At 55.7% G+C, this 16,399-nt stretch carries 12 protein-coding genes and 1 pseudogene; 8 read left to right on the forward strand and 5 right to left on the reverse strand.

Translation table 11 applies throughout. The features are described from left to right. Positions 1-93: 93 nt before the first annotated feature. On the reverse strand, positions 94-1,203 hold the full coding sequence (locus HX899_RS12475; protein WP_181292585.1) for a D-alanine--D-alanine ligase: 1,110 nt from the start codon (positions 1,201-1,203) through the stop codon (positions 94-96). 1,239 nt (positions 1,204-2,442) lie between these two features. On the opposite strand from HX899_RS12475, the gene nifH reads away from it, so the two are divergent. From nifH to HX899_RS12515, 8 genes are all read left to right on the forward strand, one after another. Further along, positions 2,443-3,336, forward strand: coding sequence for a nitrogenase iron protein (gene nifH / locus HX899_RS12480; RefSeq protein ID WP_127431682.1), 894 nt, complete (start codon positions 2,443-2,445; stop codon positions 3,334-3,336). Positions 3,337-3,425: 89 nt separating this feature from the next. Next, positions 3,426-4,925, forward strand: a complete 1,500-nt coding sequence (gene nifD / locus HX899_RS12485) for a nitrogenase molybdenum-iron protein alpha chain (RefSeq protein WP_127431683.1) — start codon at positions 3,426-3,428, stop codon at positions 4,923-4,925. Positions 4,926-5,022: 97 nt separating this feature from the next. Further along, positions 5,023-6,564, forward strand: a complete 1,542-nt coding sequence (gene nifK / locus HX899_RS12490; RefSeq protein ID WP_127431684.1) for a nitrogenase molybdenum-iron protein subunit beta — start codon at positions 5,023-5,025, stop codon at positions 6,562-6,564. 48 nt (positions 6,565-6,612) lie between these two features. Beyond that, positions 6,613-8,034, forward strand: a complete 1,422-nt coding sequence (gene nifE / locus HX899_RS12495) for a nitrogenase iron-molybdenum cofactor biosynthesis protein NifE (protein ID WP_127431685.1) — start codon at positions 6,613-6,615, stop codon at positions 8,032-8,034. A gap of 53 nt (positions 8,035-8,087) precedes the next feature. Then, on the forward strand, positions 8,088-9,407 hold the full coding sequence (gene nifN, locus HX899_RS12500) for a nitrogenase iron-molybdenum cofactor biosynthesis protein NifN (protein ID WP_127431686.1): 1,320 nt from the start codon (positions 8,088-8,090) through the stop codon (positions 9,405-9,407). A 265-nt stretch (positions 9,408-9,672) separates the two neighbouring features. Next, positions 9,673-9,996, forward strand: a complete 324-nt coding sequence (fdxB, locus tag HX899_RS12505) for a ferredoxin III, nif-specific (protein ID WP_127431687.1) — start codon at positions 9,673-9,675, stop codon at positions 9,994-9,996. Positions 9,997-10,323: 327 nt separating this feature from the next. Beyond that, on the forward strand, positions 10,324-11,361 hold the full coding sequence (locus tag HX899_RS12510; protein WP_127431688.1) for an aspartate-semialdehyde dehydrogenase: 1,038 nt from the start codon (positions 10,324-10,326) through the stop codon (positions 11,359-11,361). Next, on the forward strand, positions 11,358-12,458 hold the full coding sequence (locus HX899_RS12515) for an aspartate kinase (protein WP_127431689.1): 1,101 nt from the start codon (positions 11,358-11,360) through the stop codon (positions 12,456-12,458). Before HX899_RS12510 ends, HX899_RS12515 begins: the two co-directional genes overlap by 4 nt. A gap of 471 nt (positions 12,459-12,929) precedes the next feature. Here HX899_RS12515 and tnpC read toward each other — a convergent pair. The 4 genes and pseudogenes from tnpC to rpoN form a co-directional block, all read right to left on the reverse strand. Continuing rightward, positions 12,930-14,062: pseudogene (gene tnpC / locus HX899_RS12520) on the reverse strand (IS66 family transposase); the annotation flags it as partial. 63 nt (positions 14,063-14,125) lie between these two features. Beyond that, entirely contained in the window at positions 14,126-14,473 is a 348-nt protein-coding gene (gene tnpB / locus HX899_RS12525; RefSeq protein ID WP_003554417.1) for an IS66 family insertion sequence element accessory protein TnpB, read from the reverse strand. After that, positions 14,470-14,838, reverse strand: a complete 369-nt coding sequence (gene tnpA, locus HX899_RS12530; RefSeq protein WP_127431690.1) for an IS66-like element accessory protein TnpA — start codon at positions 14,836-14,838, stop codon at positions 14,470-14,472. Before tnpA ends, tnpB begins: the two co-directional genes overlap by 4 nt. A gap of 230 nt (positions 14,839-15,068) precedes the next feature. After that, on the reverse strand, positions 15,069-16,399 hold a 1,331-nt coding region (gene rpoN, locus HX899_RS12535; protein ID WP_246697101.1), incomplete at its 5' end, for an RNA polymerase factor sigma-54.

Consider the following 16,399-nt stretch of genomic DNA (forward strand, 5'->3'; position numbering starts at 1 on the left):
TGCGTCAGCGTAGGTATTGGAGGCCTGCCAAGGCCTCTCCACCTCGAGGGTGAGAAGGTCCTCGATCGTCTGGCGACGCCGAGCCTCCCCTGTTCAAGACTCATTAACACGCTCGTATTCGATATAATGGCCAGGCTTTCGATAAGGATTTGAGTCTGCCATGACGCGCGCTATTAGGTCTATGACTGTCATGCCATGACGGTGAAGCATTTTTTCGAATGAGCTACCTTCAGCTAGCCCGGGAATGTAATTGCATTCCAAGAACCAAATATTCGATTCCTTGCAAACTCTGAAATCGAATCGCACCATATTGTAAAAATCGAGTGAAGAAGCGATCTTTTGTGCTATTGACTGTAGCCTGAAGAAAATATCACTATTGTCGCTTATTACTTTTTTCTTGGCGATTCTGCTAGAGTATTTTTGGTCGCGCCCACAAAATTGCATATCCGCTTCGAGTTTTACGATCGGAAGTGTTGTGATCATACGCGATCCTATTATACAGCCACATGTATACTCGTAACCGGGAATGAACTCTTGAATAAGCGCTGCCTTATCGTGGGCAAATATCGTGTGAAGAAGGGCCTCAATCTCCGTCTTCGAATTGGAAGGCTCATGGAATAACTTGGCAAATAGTGATGAACCAAGTGAATTCGGCTTCACTACGATCGAGTGCCTCAATGACTTCACGATTTCTAATGAATCGGCAACGTTTGCCGGTGTTACGAGTGTTGTCTCTGGCACTCTTACGAGTTCAGCGGGCAATACCGAGGATACGAAGGCCGACATTGCGTATTTATTCATCGTCAACGACGCGACGTGTGGGTCGCCGAAAGTGCCTCTTAGACCTGCAAGCGCCGCGAGCGTCTGGACGCCTCCGTCCTCTCCGAACTGTCCGTGCAACAAATTCACGACGTATTCATCGCGAGATTTGATCGAATCAAAGGTGGTAAGCAGTGTATCTCCAGGGAGAGTGCTAGTGTCGGAAAGATAGGCCTGAAGCTTCTCGATTGTAAGCACACTGCAGAATGGGATTGTGCGGACAAGACCATCGTTTCGGCTAATGTGATACAGATGTTTCACAGCGAATGGTCGCTTTTCATCGCTGAGAGCTAAATAGGAGGAGATGACATTTATTAAGGAAGTAATGGATCCGTCATACTCTGTTGAGATACCACCAAATAGGAATGAAACTTCAAGGGCCATATTTTTGTGTCCTTCGTCGCTGTTTGAGTTTGGGATGCGGTAATTTGGGACCGGTCAACCTCTGGTTTCGTATTGCATTGCGAACACAGGTTCTCTGAACCCGACACGGCTGGACAGCTTCTGTAAGGGTCAATATCTTGCTCCTTTTTGGTTCGTCGCTAGCGGCATCACCCTAGCACCCTCAATCAACGATCTGGAGTGGGTTCGTGGCGGTCTCTCCTACCTTTAAGTCGGGCATGCCTGGTACTCCTTAACGTGTTCAAACCAATGCGGTTATCCCGCAACGCGGATGCGGAGGCCGTTCCGCTGCCTCGCAATAGCTCTCAAGATTCGTGCCAAGCGGGCCGATTGAGCTGACGAACAATAATTCGCCGCGATTCCAGCTATGTGGGCGCAAAATACGGGATTGAGAACAAAAATGCCTGTCACGTAACCGACAAAGGAGCGACAATGCCGTAACTCATGACGTACCCCACTAAATAGGCCATTTGGAATTTGCCAACTTAGATCCCTGACGCGAGAAATGGTACTCGGCGAAGGCCTCGAAAATTACGAGCAGATCATTTGTTCTGAAGTTGGCGAAGGATGGGACGCTACTGAAAAGCGGAGCTTTCTGAACGATCTACGCCGGGCGGGTGCCCTTGAAGAAGCAGCTATTAGGTAACTTGGACCATGCCGTACGACGTGTTGTCACAAGTGGCGCCTTCTTCGTCGTCTAAGGGTCATGATTGCTGACCGTGTGTGCGGGGGCGAGAGCTTCGTTGACATCACTGCCACTATCATAATGGACAGCAGAGTAGGACGTTAACCCTATGCAGGCACCAGACGCGGCATGGCGCTTTTCATCGCCGGAGACAGCGCTTTGCGGCAAGTGATCAGAATTTGTTACGGCCGGTCTGGTGATGGCTGCTCTACAAAGTCCTAGAAGCTACGCATGGATAAATGAGACATCCTGCCGGTTGGTCAGATATTGCACAAACGGCCACCATTCATTGGCCCTCAGAGGGTGACAATCTATTTCGACATTGTCATCACCTTTGTCGGTTACGTGACAAGCGTTCTTGTTCTCAATCCCGTATTTTGCGCCCACATAGCTGGAATCGCGGCGAATTATTGTTCGTCAGCTCAATCGGACCGCTTGGCACGAATCTTGAGAGCTATTGCGAGGCAGCGGGACCGCCTCCGCATCCGCGTTGCGGGATAACCGCATCGCCTCGAACACACGAAGGAACGCCACACATGGCAGCTCTGCGTCAAATTGCATTCTATGGAAAGGGCGGAATTGGCAAGTCCACTACGTCCCAAAACACGCTAGCCGCCCTCGTGGACCATGGACAGAAGATCCTCATCGTTGGCTGTGACCCTAAGGCGGACTCTACGCGCCTGATCTTGAACTCGAAGGCCCAGGATACGGTTCTTGATCTCGCAGCAACGAGGGGTTCGGTTGAAGATCTTGAACTCGAAGACGTGCTCAAGGTAGGCTATAAAGGTATCAAATGCGTGGAGTCTGGCGGCCCGGAGCCAGGCGTCGGCTGCGCGGGACGCGGCGTTATCACGTCGATCAACTTTCTCGAAGAGAACGGCGCCTACAACGATGTCGACTACGTGTCTTATGACGTGCTCGGTGACGTTGTGTGCGGCGGCTTCGCGATGCCGATCCGTGAAAACAAAGCTCAGGAAATCTACATCGTCATGTCCGGCGAAATGATGGCGCTTTATGCCGCCAACAATATCGCCAGGGGCATCCTGAAATATGCTGCAGGCGGCAGCGTGCGCCTGGGTGGCCTCATTTGTAACGAGCGTCAGACCGACCGCGAACTCGACCTCGCCGAAGCGCTGGCTGCCAAACTCAATTCCAAGCTCATCCACTTCGTACCACGCGACAACATTGTCCAACATGCCGAACTTAGAAAGATGACGGTGATCCAATATGCGCCGGACTCTCAGCAAGCGGCCGAGTACCGCACACTTGCCCAAAGAATACATGACAATTCTGGCAAAGGCACCGTCCCGACCCCCATCACTATGGAAGAACTTGAGGACATGCTTCTCGATTTCGGGATCATGAAAACCGATGAGCAGATGCTTGCCGAACTTCAAGCCAGGGATGCCAGGTTGATAGCTGCCCCGTGATCACACTGACACGAGCGCGCAGCGACAGGCAAAGCGCCCGCCATCCCGCGAGGGAGGTTTTCATCCGGAATTTGTAAGGGGTAGGTTCAATGAGCCTCAAATACGACAATGACAGTGACTTCCATGCGAAGCTTATATCAGACGTGCTGTCGCAATATCCGGGCAAAGCAGCGAAGCGCCGTAGTAAACATCTTAGCGTGGCAATGAGCGAAAAGGGCGCCGGCGAGGACCCAAACGCAATTAGCGAGTGCGAGGTAAAGTCGAACATCAAGTCTGTTCCTGGCGTGATGACGATCCGAGGATGCGCCTATGCCGGTTCAAAGGGCGTTGTCTGGGGACCGATCAAGGATATGGTTCACATTTCACACGGGCCTGTGGGCTGTGGTCAATATTCCTGGTCGCAACGTCGCAACTATTACGTCGGTCTGACAGGCATCGACACTTTCGTGACCATGCAATTTACCTCCGATTTCCAGGAGAAGGACATCGTTTTTGGCGGTGACAAGAAACTGGAAAAGGTCATCGACGAGATTGCTGAACTTTTCCCGTTAAGCAATGGCATCAGCCTGCAGTCCGAATGTCCGATCGGTCTGATTGGCGATGACATTGAGGCGGTGGCGCGAAAAAAGGCCAAAGAACACACGACGACCGTCGTGCCGGTGCGCTGCGAAGGCTTCCGTGGTGTGTCGCAATCGCTTGGCCACCACATCGCGAACGATGCAATTCGAGATTGGGTCTTCGACAAGAAAGACTTTAAATTCGAGGCGGGTCCCTACGACGTAAATGTCATAGGCGACTATAACATTGGCGGCGATGCATGGGCATCGCGCATCCTGCTCGAAGAGATCGGACTGCGCGTGGTCGGCAATTGGTCGGGAGATGCAACTCTCGCCGAAGTGGAGCGCGCGCCTCGAGCTACGCTCAACCTCATTCACTGCTATCGGTCGATGAATTACATCTCCAGGCACATGGAGGAAAAATATGGCATTCCATGGATGGAGTATAATTTCTTTGGCCCATTCCAGATCGAAGCCTCGCTGCGCAACATAGCCAAGCATTTCGGTCCGGAGATCGAAGATAGAACCGAAAAAGTCATCGCCAAATACCGACCCTTCGTCTCGGCTGTGGTCGACAAGTATTGGCCGCGCCTCTTTGGCAAACGGGTGATGCTCTACATCGGCGGACTGCGTCCTCGTCACGTCATTACCGCCTATGAGGACCTCGGAATGGAAATCGTAGGAACCGGCTACGAATTTGGTCACGGCGACGACTATCAGCGCACCAGCCACTACGTAAAGGAAGGTACGCTGATCTACGACGACGTGACTAGCTATGAACTAGAGAAATTCATTGAGGGAATTCGGCCGGATCTCGTCGGGTCGGGCATTAAGGAAAAATACCCGGTGCAGAAAATGGGCATTCCGTTCCGTCAGATGCACTCGTGGGACTATTCTGGTCCGTATCACGGTTATGACGGTTTCTCGATTTTCGCCCGGGACATGGACATGGCCATCAACAATCCCGTTTGGGGTCTTTACCATGCGCCCTGGAAGAATGACCGCGCTTTGGCGGGAGTGGCCCTAGCATGAGAACCTAGAATTTCTCGAAGAAACCGCGGAGGCCTTACCCGGATCGAAGGTCTCTGTACCTCCTCCATGTCGCAGCCAGATCGAAAGAGGTGACCCTATGCCGCAATCAGCCGAGAAAGCTCTCGACCATGCGCCTTTGTTCTGCGAGCCGGAATATAGGCAAATGTTAGCCGAGAAAAAGCTGAAATTCGAACGCCCACACCCGGATCAGGTCGTGTCAGAGCAGCGCGAATTCACGAAGACCTGGGAATACCGAGAGAAAAACTTGGCCCGCCAAGCCCTTGTCGTCAATCCAGCCAAAGCCTGTCAGCCACTCGGCGCGGTTTTCGCAGCGGCGGGATTCGAGCGAACGATGTCATTCGTCCATGGCAGCCAAGGTTGCGTTGCCTACTACAGATCGCACCTATCACGCCATTTCAAGGAACCGTCATCGGTGGTCTCGTCATCGATGACAGAAGACGCGGCTGTATTTGGCGGCCTGAAAAATATGGTCGACGGTCTCGCCAACACATACAAGCTTTATAACCCGAAGATGATCGCGGTGTCGACCACATGCATGGCAGAGGTCATCGGAGATGACCTGCATGGTTTCATCGAAAATGCCAAAAGCGAAGGTTCGGTCCCGCGCGATTTCGATGTCCCCTTCGCCCACACACCAGCCTTTGTCGGCAGCCATGTCGATGGCTACGACAGCATGGTAAAAGGTGTGCTGGAGAATTTCTGGAGGGGCACCGCGCGAAGTGAAGCGACCGCTTCTATCAACATCATTCCTGGATTTGATGGCTTCTGCGTTGGGAACAATCGCGAATTAAAACGCCTGCTCAATTTGATGCAAGTGAATTACATCTTCATCCAGGACGCATCAGATCAGTTCGATACCCCCTCCGATGGCAACTTTAGGATGTATGACGGGGGGACCAAAATCAATGACGTGAAGGCGGCGTTGAACGCGGAGGGGACGTTGTCCCTGCAATATTACAACACTCGCAAGACGTTAGATTACTGCAGAGACGTTGGACAAGCGACGACCTCCTTCCGCTACCCTCTCGGCGTCGAAGCTACCGACGAACTCCTGATGGCGATATCTGTGATTTCCAGGAGAGAAATTCCCGAGACGATCCGCCTGGAGCGCGGGCGACTCATTGACGCGATGGCGGACAGCCAAGCTTGGCTGTATGGAAAAAAATACGCGATTTACGGTGATCCAGATTTCGTTTTTGGGATGGCGCGCTTCATCATGGAGACCGGCGGCGAACCAATCCACTGCCTCGCCACAAACGGCACCTCAGCTTGGGAGAACGAGATGAAGGAACTCCTCGCATCCTCGCCCTTCGGGAAGAATGCACAGGTTTGGCCAGGCAAGGACCTCTGGGCACTGCGCTCGCTGCTTTTCACCGAGCCGGTGGATCTTCTGATTGGCAATTCTTACGGGAAGTATCTCGAGCGGGACACCGGCACCCCATTGGTTCGGCTGATGTTTCCAATTTTCGATCGGCACCATCATCATCGATTCCCCCTCATGGGTTACCAGGGCGGACTGCGTCTTTTAACGACGATCCTGGACAAGATCTTCGACACCCTCGATCGCGAAACAATGCACGCGGGTGTGACAGACTATTCGTATGACCTCACTCGCTAAGAACGGGGTCAGGCGGCCTTTCTCTCCACCAGATTTGAAGGCAGACGAATGTCCTCGCTCAACGCCAAAATCAAAGACGCCTTCCACGAGCTCGCGAGTGAAAGGGGCGGCAGCAAGGGTCCGAAGGGGCGCCGAAGGAATTGCGCGAGGCCAATGGCCCCGGGAACGGCCGTCGGCGGTTGCGCTTTCGACGGCGCCAAGGTCGCACTGCAGCCGATCACCGATGTCGCACATCTGATTCACGCACCGCTCGCCTGCGAGGGAAATTCCTGGGACAACCGTGGCGCTGCCTCGTCAGGTCCAACACTTTGGCGCACGAGCTTCACGACTGATCTTACGGAAATCGACATCGTAATGGGCCACAGTGAACGGAAGCTCTTTAAAGCGATCCGGGAAATCAAGGATGGGTATGCGCCCGCGGCAATCTTTGTCTATTCAACCTGCGTTACAGCGATGATCGGTGACGACATCGACGTTATTTGCAAGCGAGCGACAGACGAATTTGCCTTGCCGGTGGTGCCGGTCAATGCGCCAGGTTTTGTCGGATCTAAAAACCTCGGCAACAAGCTAGCGGGCGAGGCGCTGCTCAAGCATGTCATAGGTACTGTGGAGCCCAATGAGCCAGGCCTTTGCGACATCAACATACTCGGCGAATTTAACCTCTCTGGTGAGTTCTGGCAGGTGAAGCCGCTCTTGGATAAGCTCGGCATCCGCGTCCGCGCCTGTATTCCCGGAGACGCGCGATATCTGCAAGTCGCCTCCGCCCACCGCTCACGCGCAGCGATGACGGTGTGTTCGACAGCGTTCGTTTCGTTAGCACGTAAGATGCAGGAGCGGTGGGACATTCCATTTTTCGAGGGCTCCTTCTATGGCATTTCCGGCACCTCGGAGGCGCTCCGGCGGATCGCCGATCTGCTTGTAATGAAGGGTGCTGACCCCTCGCTTTTGCAGCGCACGGAAATCCTTGTAGCGAAGGAAGAGGAAAAGGTGTGGAAGAGGCTAGAAGCGTACCGACCTCGCCTTGAGGGCAAGCGCGTACTTCTAAATACAGGCGGCGTGAAATCCTGGTCGGTCGTCCATGCCCTGATGGAGATCGGCATGGAGATCGTCGGCACATCAGTCAAGAAATCGACGCTCGAAGATAGGGAGCGAGTGAAACAGACCCTGAAGGAGGAGAACCTCCTGTTCGAGACGATGTCGCCGCGCGAGCTTTTCTCGCTTCTACTCGAGAGAAAGGCCGACATCATGCTGTCGGGCGGACGCACCCAGTATATAGCGCTAAAGGCAAAACTGCCCTGGCTCGACATCAACCAGGAGCGTCATCACGCTTACGCTGGCTATGAGGGAATGGTGCAACTTGCCCGACAAATTGACCTGGCAATTCACAATCCGATTTGGCCGCAGGTGCGCGAGCCGGCGCCATGGGAGCCGGGCTTGGTCGTTGAAAAGCGAGCGAAAAGAGAAGCGTAAGCGCGTCGAACCAAAACCGCGAGATGACTCGCAAAGAATGTTGAGGTCGTACTATGGCACGCGTCGTATCTCAAACCAAGTCGGCGGCGGTCAACCCCCTGAAGTCGTCGCAGCCGCTTGGTGCTGCCTTCGCCTTTCTGGGCGTTGACGGCGCAATACCTCTGCTCCATGGCAGCCAGGGATGTACGAGCTTCGCGCTCGCACTACTCGTGAGGCATTTCAATGAAGCGATCCCGCTGCAAACGACGGCTATGAACGAAGCCGCGACAATCGTCGGCGGCGCAGATCGTCTCGAAGAGGCAATTCTCAGCCTCAAAGCCCGCACGAGGCCACGACTAATCGGAATATGCACGACCGCATCGGTAGAGGCCCGCGACGAGGATGCCGCCGGTGATGTCGAAAACATCAAGCGCAGGCGGGCGATAGAACTTATGGGGACCGAAGTGGTCGTCGCCAAAACGCCGGACTTTGACGGCGCCATAGAGGAGGGTTGGTCCAAAGCTGTTACCGCCATGATCGAGGCAATAACGCGACCTGACAAGCAGTATCGTGATCCGGGGAAGGTCGCGATCTTGCCTGGCTGCAACTTAACAGTAGCTGATATTGAACATTTGCGCGAGACGGCCGTAAGCTTCGGGCTCGACCCGGTTATTCTGCCCGACGTATCCGGAGCACTCGACGGCTCCGTCCCCGAACAATGGATGCCGGCAACGTATGGCGGCACGAAAGTGGAGGAGATCCGCGATCTCGGTACGACCATGCAGTGCATTGCAATCGGTGAGCATATGCGGCGATCGGCTGAAGCGCTGCAGAGATTAACCGGCGTGCCGTACGTGCTGTTTAGATCGCTGACGGGTCTAGAGAACGTCGATCGCTTTATTCGCGTGCTTGCCGCTGTGTCGCGAAAACAGACACCGCTCAATGTCCGCCGCAACCGAATGCAGCTGCAGGATGCCATGCTCGACGGACATTCCCATATGGCAGGCAAGAAGATCGCAATCGCCTCCGAGCCGGATCAACTCTTCCAGTTCTCCGATTTTTTTACCGCCATGGGTGCGGAAATTGCGGCCGCGGTCACCACGACCGGCACTTCGAAAGCACTCGAGATGGTACCGGCGAAGACCGTCAAAGTCGGCGATCTCGGTGATCTGGAAAGTCTCGGCGCAACGGCCGATCTTATCGTCACACACTCGCACGGCCGAGAAGCTGCCAAGCGTCTCGGCGTTCCGCTGATGCGGGTTGGTTTGCCCATGTTCGACCGCGTCGGCAGCCAGCACAAGCTTACAATATTATACCGGGGAACCCGCGACATGATCTTTGACCTCGCGAACATCATTCAGGCTAACCGCCCTCCGAACACTTGGCCGACTTGACCCAACCGACGCGCGGGAATCGCAAAATGAGATCAATTCGTCGCCTCTCGCTCTTCAATGGCAGATTCTATCAACAGCGGCCGAAACGGCAGGTGGGCGCTTTGAGAAGAGCCCACGCAAGATGTGAAGGGACTGAATGCGGAGTTAGAATCGGCCGGATTCTTTGTCATCTACGACGCGACACGCAACGCGTGTCGGCGGGCAATCGGCGGGCCTTCGGCGGAAACATTTATCATCGACAGAACTCGTTAAATCGGAGGAATCTATGACAAGCGCATTCGTGGCTCGCGACGGATCCCGATGGATGCCGGAATATTTAGATTCGATCAACCCTGCGATGTGCATCGGCTGCGGTCGCTGCTTCAAGGTCTGCTCTCGCGAGGTCATGCATCCCTACGGCATGGACGAGGCAGGCGAAATGCTCGGTGTCTGTGATGGCGAGGACGACTTTAATGGTGAGCTCAGTCGCGTGATCATGGTCATTGATTATCCCGGCCGCTGTATCGGCTGCGGAGCGTGTGCGCGCGTCTGTCCCAAGAACTGCCAGACTCATGTCGCCGTTGATCATCGTGCGGTGCACGGATCTTGATTCCATTCGGAGCGATAGAAGCCGCCGGCGCTATTCACAGTGCGGGACAATTGCATCGGTTCAAGACGTGGAGAAGGCGGCATGGCAACTTAGCATGCAAGCAAATCCAGCCATGCGATGCGAAGCTCTTTCTGGGCATCCAGTCTTCCATTCGGAGGCAATGATCACAGGAAACACCAGGTCGAAAGTCGAACGATCTGAAGAGAGGAGGCATTGAACTGTGCATTTAGCCGCGACGACAGCCTTCCCGTTACATCCTTGGGCGGCCGAAGCGGGCTTCGGATTTGAAAACAAGATCCAACCACGAGCTTCTAAATGAGGATCCTCATGAGAGCATTAGATATCTCTGTCGTTGGAGCAACCGGGGTGGTTGGAACGGCCCTGATCAAGTTATTGGAAAAAAGCGAGATTGCGGTCGATCGACTGAGGCTGTTCGCCTCCAGTTCGGGTGCGCGTCAACTCAAGTTTCGAGACCAAACATACTTAGTTGAGGCACTACGCGACATTCGCAATATCGATGATACCAAAACCGACATTGCATTCTTCTCTGCAGGCGGCGACGTAAGCGCCGTATGGGGACCTCGGTTCGCATCCCAAGGAGCCTTGGTGATTGATAACTCGAATGCTTTTCGAATGAGGCCTGACGTACCCCTCATCGTACCACAAGTTAACGCCTGTTCACTTACGGTTCGTCCACCGTCTGGAATAGTAGCAAATCCAAATTGCTCCACGATACAGCTGGTTCGGGCACTACGACCGTTGATAGCGACGTTCGGCGTTAACCAGGTTCTTTTGACTACTTATCAAGCCGCCTCAGGAGTTGGCCGGCGCGGGATTAACGAGCTAGAAGACGGTGCCGAAGCCTGGCTCAAGGGGAGCACGCGGCCCGCTGCGGAGAGCTTCCCTGTCTCTCTTGCATTCAATGTCATACCGCAGATCGGAGAGATTTCCAGCGAAGGCGTGGCTCTCGAGGAACGCAAGCTGGTTCAAGAGTCACGGAAGATCTTCGGTATGCCTCGTCTGCAGTTAACCGCCACCTGCGTTAGAGTGCCGGTAAAGACGTGTCATTCCGAGGCGGTATACGTCGAGTTCGACGATCATGTTCGACTAGAACAGGTCCATGAGCTCCTGGCAAATGAACCAGGTGTTCGACTTTATGCTGACGAAATTCGCGACGGATATCCAACGCCGCGCTTTCTGGGAGACCCTGCATATGTTCACGTCGGTCGGGTCCGAGTTAATCCAGAGAATCCGCGCGGGCTGTGGATGTGGGTTGTAGCCGACAACGTTCAGGTCGGAGCCGCACTCAACGCACTCCTCATCGCACAGCTTGTGATCGCCAATAACTTGATGGATGAAACATGAAGACGACTATTGTCAAATTCGGCGGTTCGAGTTTTCGAGATCCTTGTGACTACGCTCGAGTTGCTCAGCATTTAGCTAAGCTGCGGGCTGCAGGCGGAACCAAGATTATCGCCGTGGTCAGCGCAATGTATGGTATAACCGACAAGCTGAAAGCAACCATGCTTGGCGTCAACAGGGAAGCATCACCATCGAATCTCGATGCGGCACTTGCCACGGGCGAGATGCTAAGTGCCTGCATGTTGGAAGCTGCGGTCAGTCGCCTTGGGATTCCCGTGACGTCGTTGAACGGCTATGTCCTAGGGATACGCACAAATTCAGACTTCGGTCGGGCTTCAGTAGAAAGCGTCGATCCTCAGCCAATCAGGGCTGCACTTCAGGAGCATGACATTGTCATTGCCACGGGTGGTCAGGCAATTGATCAATTGGGCAGACTAACGTTTCTCGGCAGAAACAGCTCCGACCTGACAGCCGTCGTGATCGCAGCTATGTTAGGAGAGCAAGCTTGCGAAATATATTCAGATGTTAAGGGCGTCTACACCGCAGATCCTCATCTTGTACCAGGGGCACGATTAATCCCGAAGATTGGGTATTGGACGATTGCGCAGATGTCGCGGCAAGGCGCAAAGGTGCTGCACCATAGGGCAGTGGATTATGCTAAAAAGCACGCAGTCGCCATAGTTTGCAAAGCACTGACTAGTGACGGAGCGGAGACGGGCACGATCATCACAGGCCACGGATACTCCGGTTCCGTGACAGTAGCACGCGACGCAGCAGTATTAGCTGTCGCGAGTGACGCAGAATGCGACACTCTCCTTGTGCTTCTTGATCAACACGACATTAGCTCAATATTCTTTGAAGTGGACGGCAGGCCTTGCCTTTGCATCATAACCGACATCGATTTTGCGATGCGCCTTGTCGCATCGGCAGGCACGCGCGCGGTCGCCATCGGATCAAGGGTCGTGGTGACCGAGCTTAATGGCGCGATGTCGCGCGTCCACCTTCACGTTGACTACGAGAGCGCCTTGGCACATGCACAAAACATCCACGAACAGATGTATCCTGCAGCCATTCGCGATCTTGTGATAGAGAACGACTAAACAGCGCCACAGGCGACGCCCGAATGGAGGCGGCGGCGAAGTCGCTTGATCTGGCCATCGGCCCGGGGATGCTTCGACTTGGTAGCCGGGTGATCGCTAGCGACGATCGCCTGTTCCACCGCCCTGATAACCTCGGCACATCGTCGACTTCAACATGCAGCCTTCATCGCAGGGACAGGGCGCGGACAGACGCGATCGTTAACTTCGAAAACGTCATTGTCGAATGCAGGTTCTGAATCGCCGCTTTCCAGTTGGTAGACGAGGACAGTGCAAAGCGGCTGAAATCAACCCTTCGCCTTGCAGTGCGCCAGCACCTCGTCCTCGTGCTCCAACGCGCGCTTGATGCCCTTGCGCCGGCCGCTGGTTGCCAGACTCATCGCGCAGGTACCTCGCATGCTCGGGCCATTGATGCGGCCAGCGGCAGTCCGCGCCGCGGTGCCATATGACTAACGGCCCTTGATGACATCGCGGTCGGTCTTCAGCGCGCCTCCTAGTCTCCGACTTGTTTGATGTCCAGATGTCGTGGAAGTCTCGTCGCCAATGAGCCCAGCAGGCGGCCTCCTTAAAGCGAGATGTTCCCTTTTCTCCAGGCGCGTATAGCTTGCCATATCCTTTGTAGCCGTCAGCCTGAAGGATGCCGCTTGATTGCTTGAGGTGGCGGTGGACGTGCTCTTCTTTCCAGTCAGGAGCAAAATAGTAGACTGCACCGGGCGGGGAACTGCCTGCCCATGGACGCTGATCGCGGACATACGTCCAGATCCTGCCCTTCTTCACACCCTTGCCCAACCCCATATCCCGCAGCGAGCGATCCAGCACTCGGATCGGGGTGTCGTCGGCATGAAGGAGGTCACTTGCCATAATCGCCGTTTCGATCCGCTCGATGAGAGGCTGAAGCACCTGCATGGCGCGACCACACCAATCAACCATCGGCTGTCGGGAATGTCGGCGCCCATGCCGGCGAAGATCTCGTTCAGCCGGTACAGTGGCAAATGGTCGTCGAACTTCGAGACCAGAATATACGCCAAGAGGCCAGCGCCGGCCATGCTGCCCGGTATCGGGCGGCTGGGCGCTGCCACCTGCACCATTTTCTCGCAGCAGCGGCAGGACTTCTTCAGTCGAGCAACCTTGATGACTTTCATCTGCGCGGCGATCATGTCGAGGATTTCGCTGACGTCCTCACCGACAAGACGCAATTCACCTCCGCATTCCGGGCAGCAGGAGCCAGGATCGAGCTCTCGGCGCTCGCGAACCGCCTTGTCCGAGACGCGTGGGCGCCGGCGCATGATCTTTTCAGCCGTATCCGCCAAGGGAACAACAGACGCCGCCTCATCAGGTTCATCGATTGGCGCCGTACTGCCTTCAGCGGCGGCGATCAACAGATCCTCAAGCGCCAGTTCCAACTGCTCGATTTCACGCTCAATCTTTTCAGACGACTTGCCGAAGACCTGTTTCTTCAGCTTGGCAATGCGCAGCCGCAGCGTTTGGATTAACTGATCATGCGCTTGCAATGTGGCCGACATCTTCGCATTTTCCGCCTGCAAAGCGGCAATCATTGCCTTGAGAAAGGCTGGATCGTCCGGAAGATTTGTCGTCGCGCTAGACATGATCCTGACTACCACGAGCCAGGAGAAATTTCCATAAAAACCAGTGGTTTCAGTGAGATAAAATCACCCGACACGGGCCGGTGGCGCACCCCAATCAGGACGACGCCAATCGATCCCTTCCCACAACATCGCCAGCTGGGCCGACGTCAGCCGGGCAGTCCCGTCGGATGCCGAAGGCCAAGGAAACCGCCCCTTCTGCAAGATCTTGTAATACAGGCAGAAGCCCTGGCCATCAAAATACAGCAGCTTCAAACGATCGCCACGCTTGCCGCGAAAGGCGAAGACCGCGCCGCCAGTCGGCTTCTGACGCAAAACATCCTGCGCAAGCGCGGCAAGGCCTTCTACTCCCTTGCGCATGTCCGTGATCCCGCACGCAAGATACACCCGAACGCCGGTCCCAGGCCCAATCATGCTGCTTCCACTGCCCGGATAATCTGCGTCAGGACATCGGGAGCCATAGAACTCTCGAAACGAAGCGTGCGGCCGCAGCTCAATCGTAGCACGATTATTCCGCAGCAGATCTCTCTTCCTTCAGAGACATCGGCCTGAGCCGCACTCAGCCCGACCGGAATGAACACCGCATTCCCTGACGTCGAGAGCAGCCCCTTCTTCTTCAACTCGCTGCGCCAGGTGTAGATCTGCTGCCGTGTGACATCGTGACGACGAGCTACCTCGGTGATCGTGGCTCCAGCTTCCCCAACCGCCGTAACAATCGCGAGCTTGTCCTCGTTGCTCCACCGACGTCGGCGTTCTTGCCCAAGAATTTCTACGCGCATCGCAACCTCGCCTAAGACACGTCGCTAACGACGTCGTTAAACACGTGTCTTAGGCCATCAAGATCTCAGGCGGCAGGCGGTGCCAATCGGGCGGTTACGCCCAAAATAGACATGGCGGACTTGGCCAGCGCAAGCACCGCGGGCGTGATCCAAACTCACCCACCGGCTAGCTTCATAGAGTCGCGCCGCTTAGGGCCGGATGCTTCGATCCAGGTCGAAGCATGACAGCGTTAGAAGCCGGCGACCTTGGCGAGCGCCCGTTTCTCGCGGCGGCGCTGGACCGAAGAGGCAATGTTCATTGCCTCCCGGTATTTCGCTACGGTGCGGCGGGCGAGATCGACGCCGCCCTTCTTCAGCATGTCGACGATATCGTCGTCGGAAAGCACCGCCTCCGGGCTCTCCTGCAGGATCAGCGCACGGATCTTGTGACGCACGGCCTCGGCCGAATGGCTGTCTCCGCCGGCGACGGCGCTGATCGAGACGGTGAAGAAATATTTGAGTTCGAAGAGGCCGCGCGGCGTCAGCATATATTTATTCGACGTGACGCGGCTGACGGTGGATTCATGCATCTTGATCGCCTCGGCGACCGTTTTCAGGTTCAGCGGGCGCAGGTAATCGACGCCGTGCAGCAGGAAGGCGTCCTGCTGGCGGACGATTTCGCTTGCCACCTTCATGATGGTTTTTGCCCGCTGGTCGAGGCTGCGGGTCAGCCAGTTGGCGCTCTGCAGGCAATCGGAGAGGAAGGCGTGGTCCTCGCCGTTCTTCGTCACACGGGAAAAATAGGACTGGTTGACCAGCACGCGCGGCAGCGTATCCGGATTGAGCTCGACCAGCCAGCCGCCGTCCGAGGCGGGCCTGACGACTACATCCGGCGTGATTGCTTCGGAAACACCCGCTTCGAAGCCGCTGCCGGGCTTGGGATTGAGCTGACGGATCTCGCCGAGCATGTCGAGAAGATCTTCCTCGTCGACGCCGCAGAGCCGCTTCAGCGTGGCAAAATCGCGCCGGGCCAGCAGTTCGAGGTTTTCGACCAGAGCCTGCATGGCCGGGTCGTACCGGTCCTTCTGCCTGAGCTGGATCGCCAGGCATTCGGCGAGGCTACGGGCGAAAACACCTGGCGGATCAAGGCTCTGCAGGGTGGCAAGCACGCGCTCGGCCTGTGCGAGGCTCGTGCCCAGCCTCTCGCCCGCCTCGACGATATCGGCCTGCAGATAACCGCAGTCGTCGAGCTGGTCGACGAAATTCTGCGCGATCAACCGGTCGGCCATGTCAGGCAGGACGAAGGGGATCTGCTGGGCGAGATGATCGCGCAGCGACACCTGACCGGCGACGAAATCGTCGAGATCGTAGTCGGCGCCCTCACCGCTGCCCGGCATCGACTTCCACTGGCTGACGAGTTCCGGCGCATCGAGGCGCTGCGGGGCTCCGTCATCAGGAAAGACATTGGTGTAATTGGCGTCGAGTTCGTCGTTCAGCCGACTGGTGCTGGCGCTGCCGCCATTGTCATACCAGTCGCTGGAGAGCGCCTCGGCGCGGTTGTCATAGCCATCGTCGGAGCCGG

This window comes from Rhizobium sp. WYCCWR 11146 (assembly GCF_013591995.1).
Taxonomy (GTDB): Bacteria; Pseudomonadota; Alphaproteobacteria; order Rhizobiales; family Rhizobiaceae; genus Rhizobium; species Rhizobium indicum.

What these genes read in the sequence shown, in the direction of transcription:
- nifN (WP_127431686.1), top strand. Translation starts at nt 8,088, where the DNA reads ATGGCACGCGTCGTATCTCAAACCAAGTCGGCGGCGGTCAACCCCCTG.
- tnpB (WP_003554417.1), bottom strand. Translation starts at nt 14,473, where the DNA reads ATGATTGGGCCTGGGACCGGCGTTCGGGTGTATCTTGCGTGCGGGATC.
- tnpA (WP_127431690.1), bottom strand. Translation starts at nt 14,838, where the DNA reads ATGCGCGTAGAAATTCTTGGGCAAGAACGCCGACGTCGGTGGAGCAAC.
- nifH (WP_127431682.1), top strand. Translation starts at nt 2,443, where the DNA reads ATGGCAGCTCTGCGTCAAATTGCATTCTATGGAAAGGGCGGAATTGGC.
- nifD (WP_127431683.1), top strand. Translation starts at nt 3,426, where the DNA reads ATGAGCCTCAAATACGACAATGACAGTGACTTCCATGCGAAGCTTATA.
- HX899_RS12475 (WP_181292585.1), bottom strand. Translation starts at nt 1,203, where the DNA reads ATGGCCCTTGAAGTTTCATTCCTATTTGGTGGTATCTCAACAGAGTAT.
- nifK (WP_127431684.1), top strand. Translation starts at nt 5,023, where the DNA reads ATGCCGCAATCAGCCGAGAAAGCTCTCGACCATGCGCCTTTGTTCTGC.
- HX899_RS12510 (WP_127431688.1), top strand. Translation starts at nt 10,324, where the DNA reads ATGAGAGCATTAGATATCTCTGTCGTTGGAGCAACCGGGGTGGTTGGA.
- fdxB (WP_127431687.1), top strand. Translation starts at nt 9,673, where the DNA reads ATGACAAGCGCATTCGTGGCTCGCGACGGATCCCGATGGATGCCGGAA.
- HX899_RS12515 (WP_127431689.1), top strand. Translation starts at nt 11,358, where the DNA reads ATGAAGACGACTATTGTCAAATTCGGCGGTTCGAGTTTTCGAGATCCT.
- nifE (WP_127431685.1), top strand. Translation starts at nt 6,613, where the DNA reads ATGTCCTCGCTCAACGCCAAAATCAAAGACGCCTTCCACGAGCTCGCG.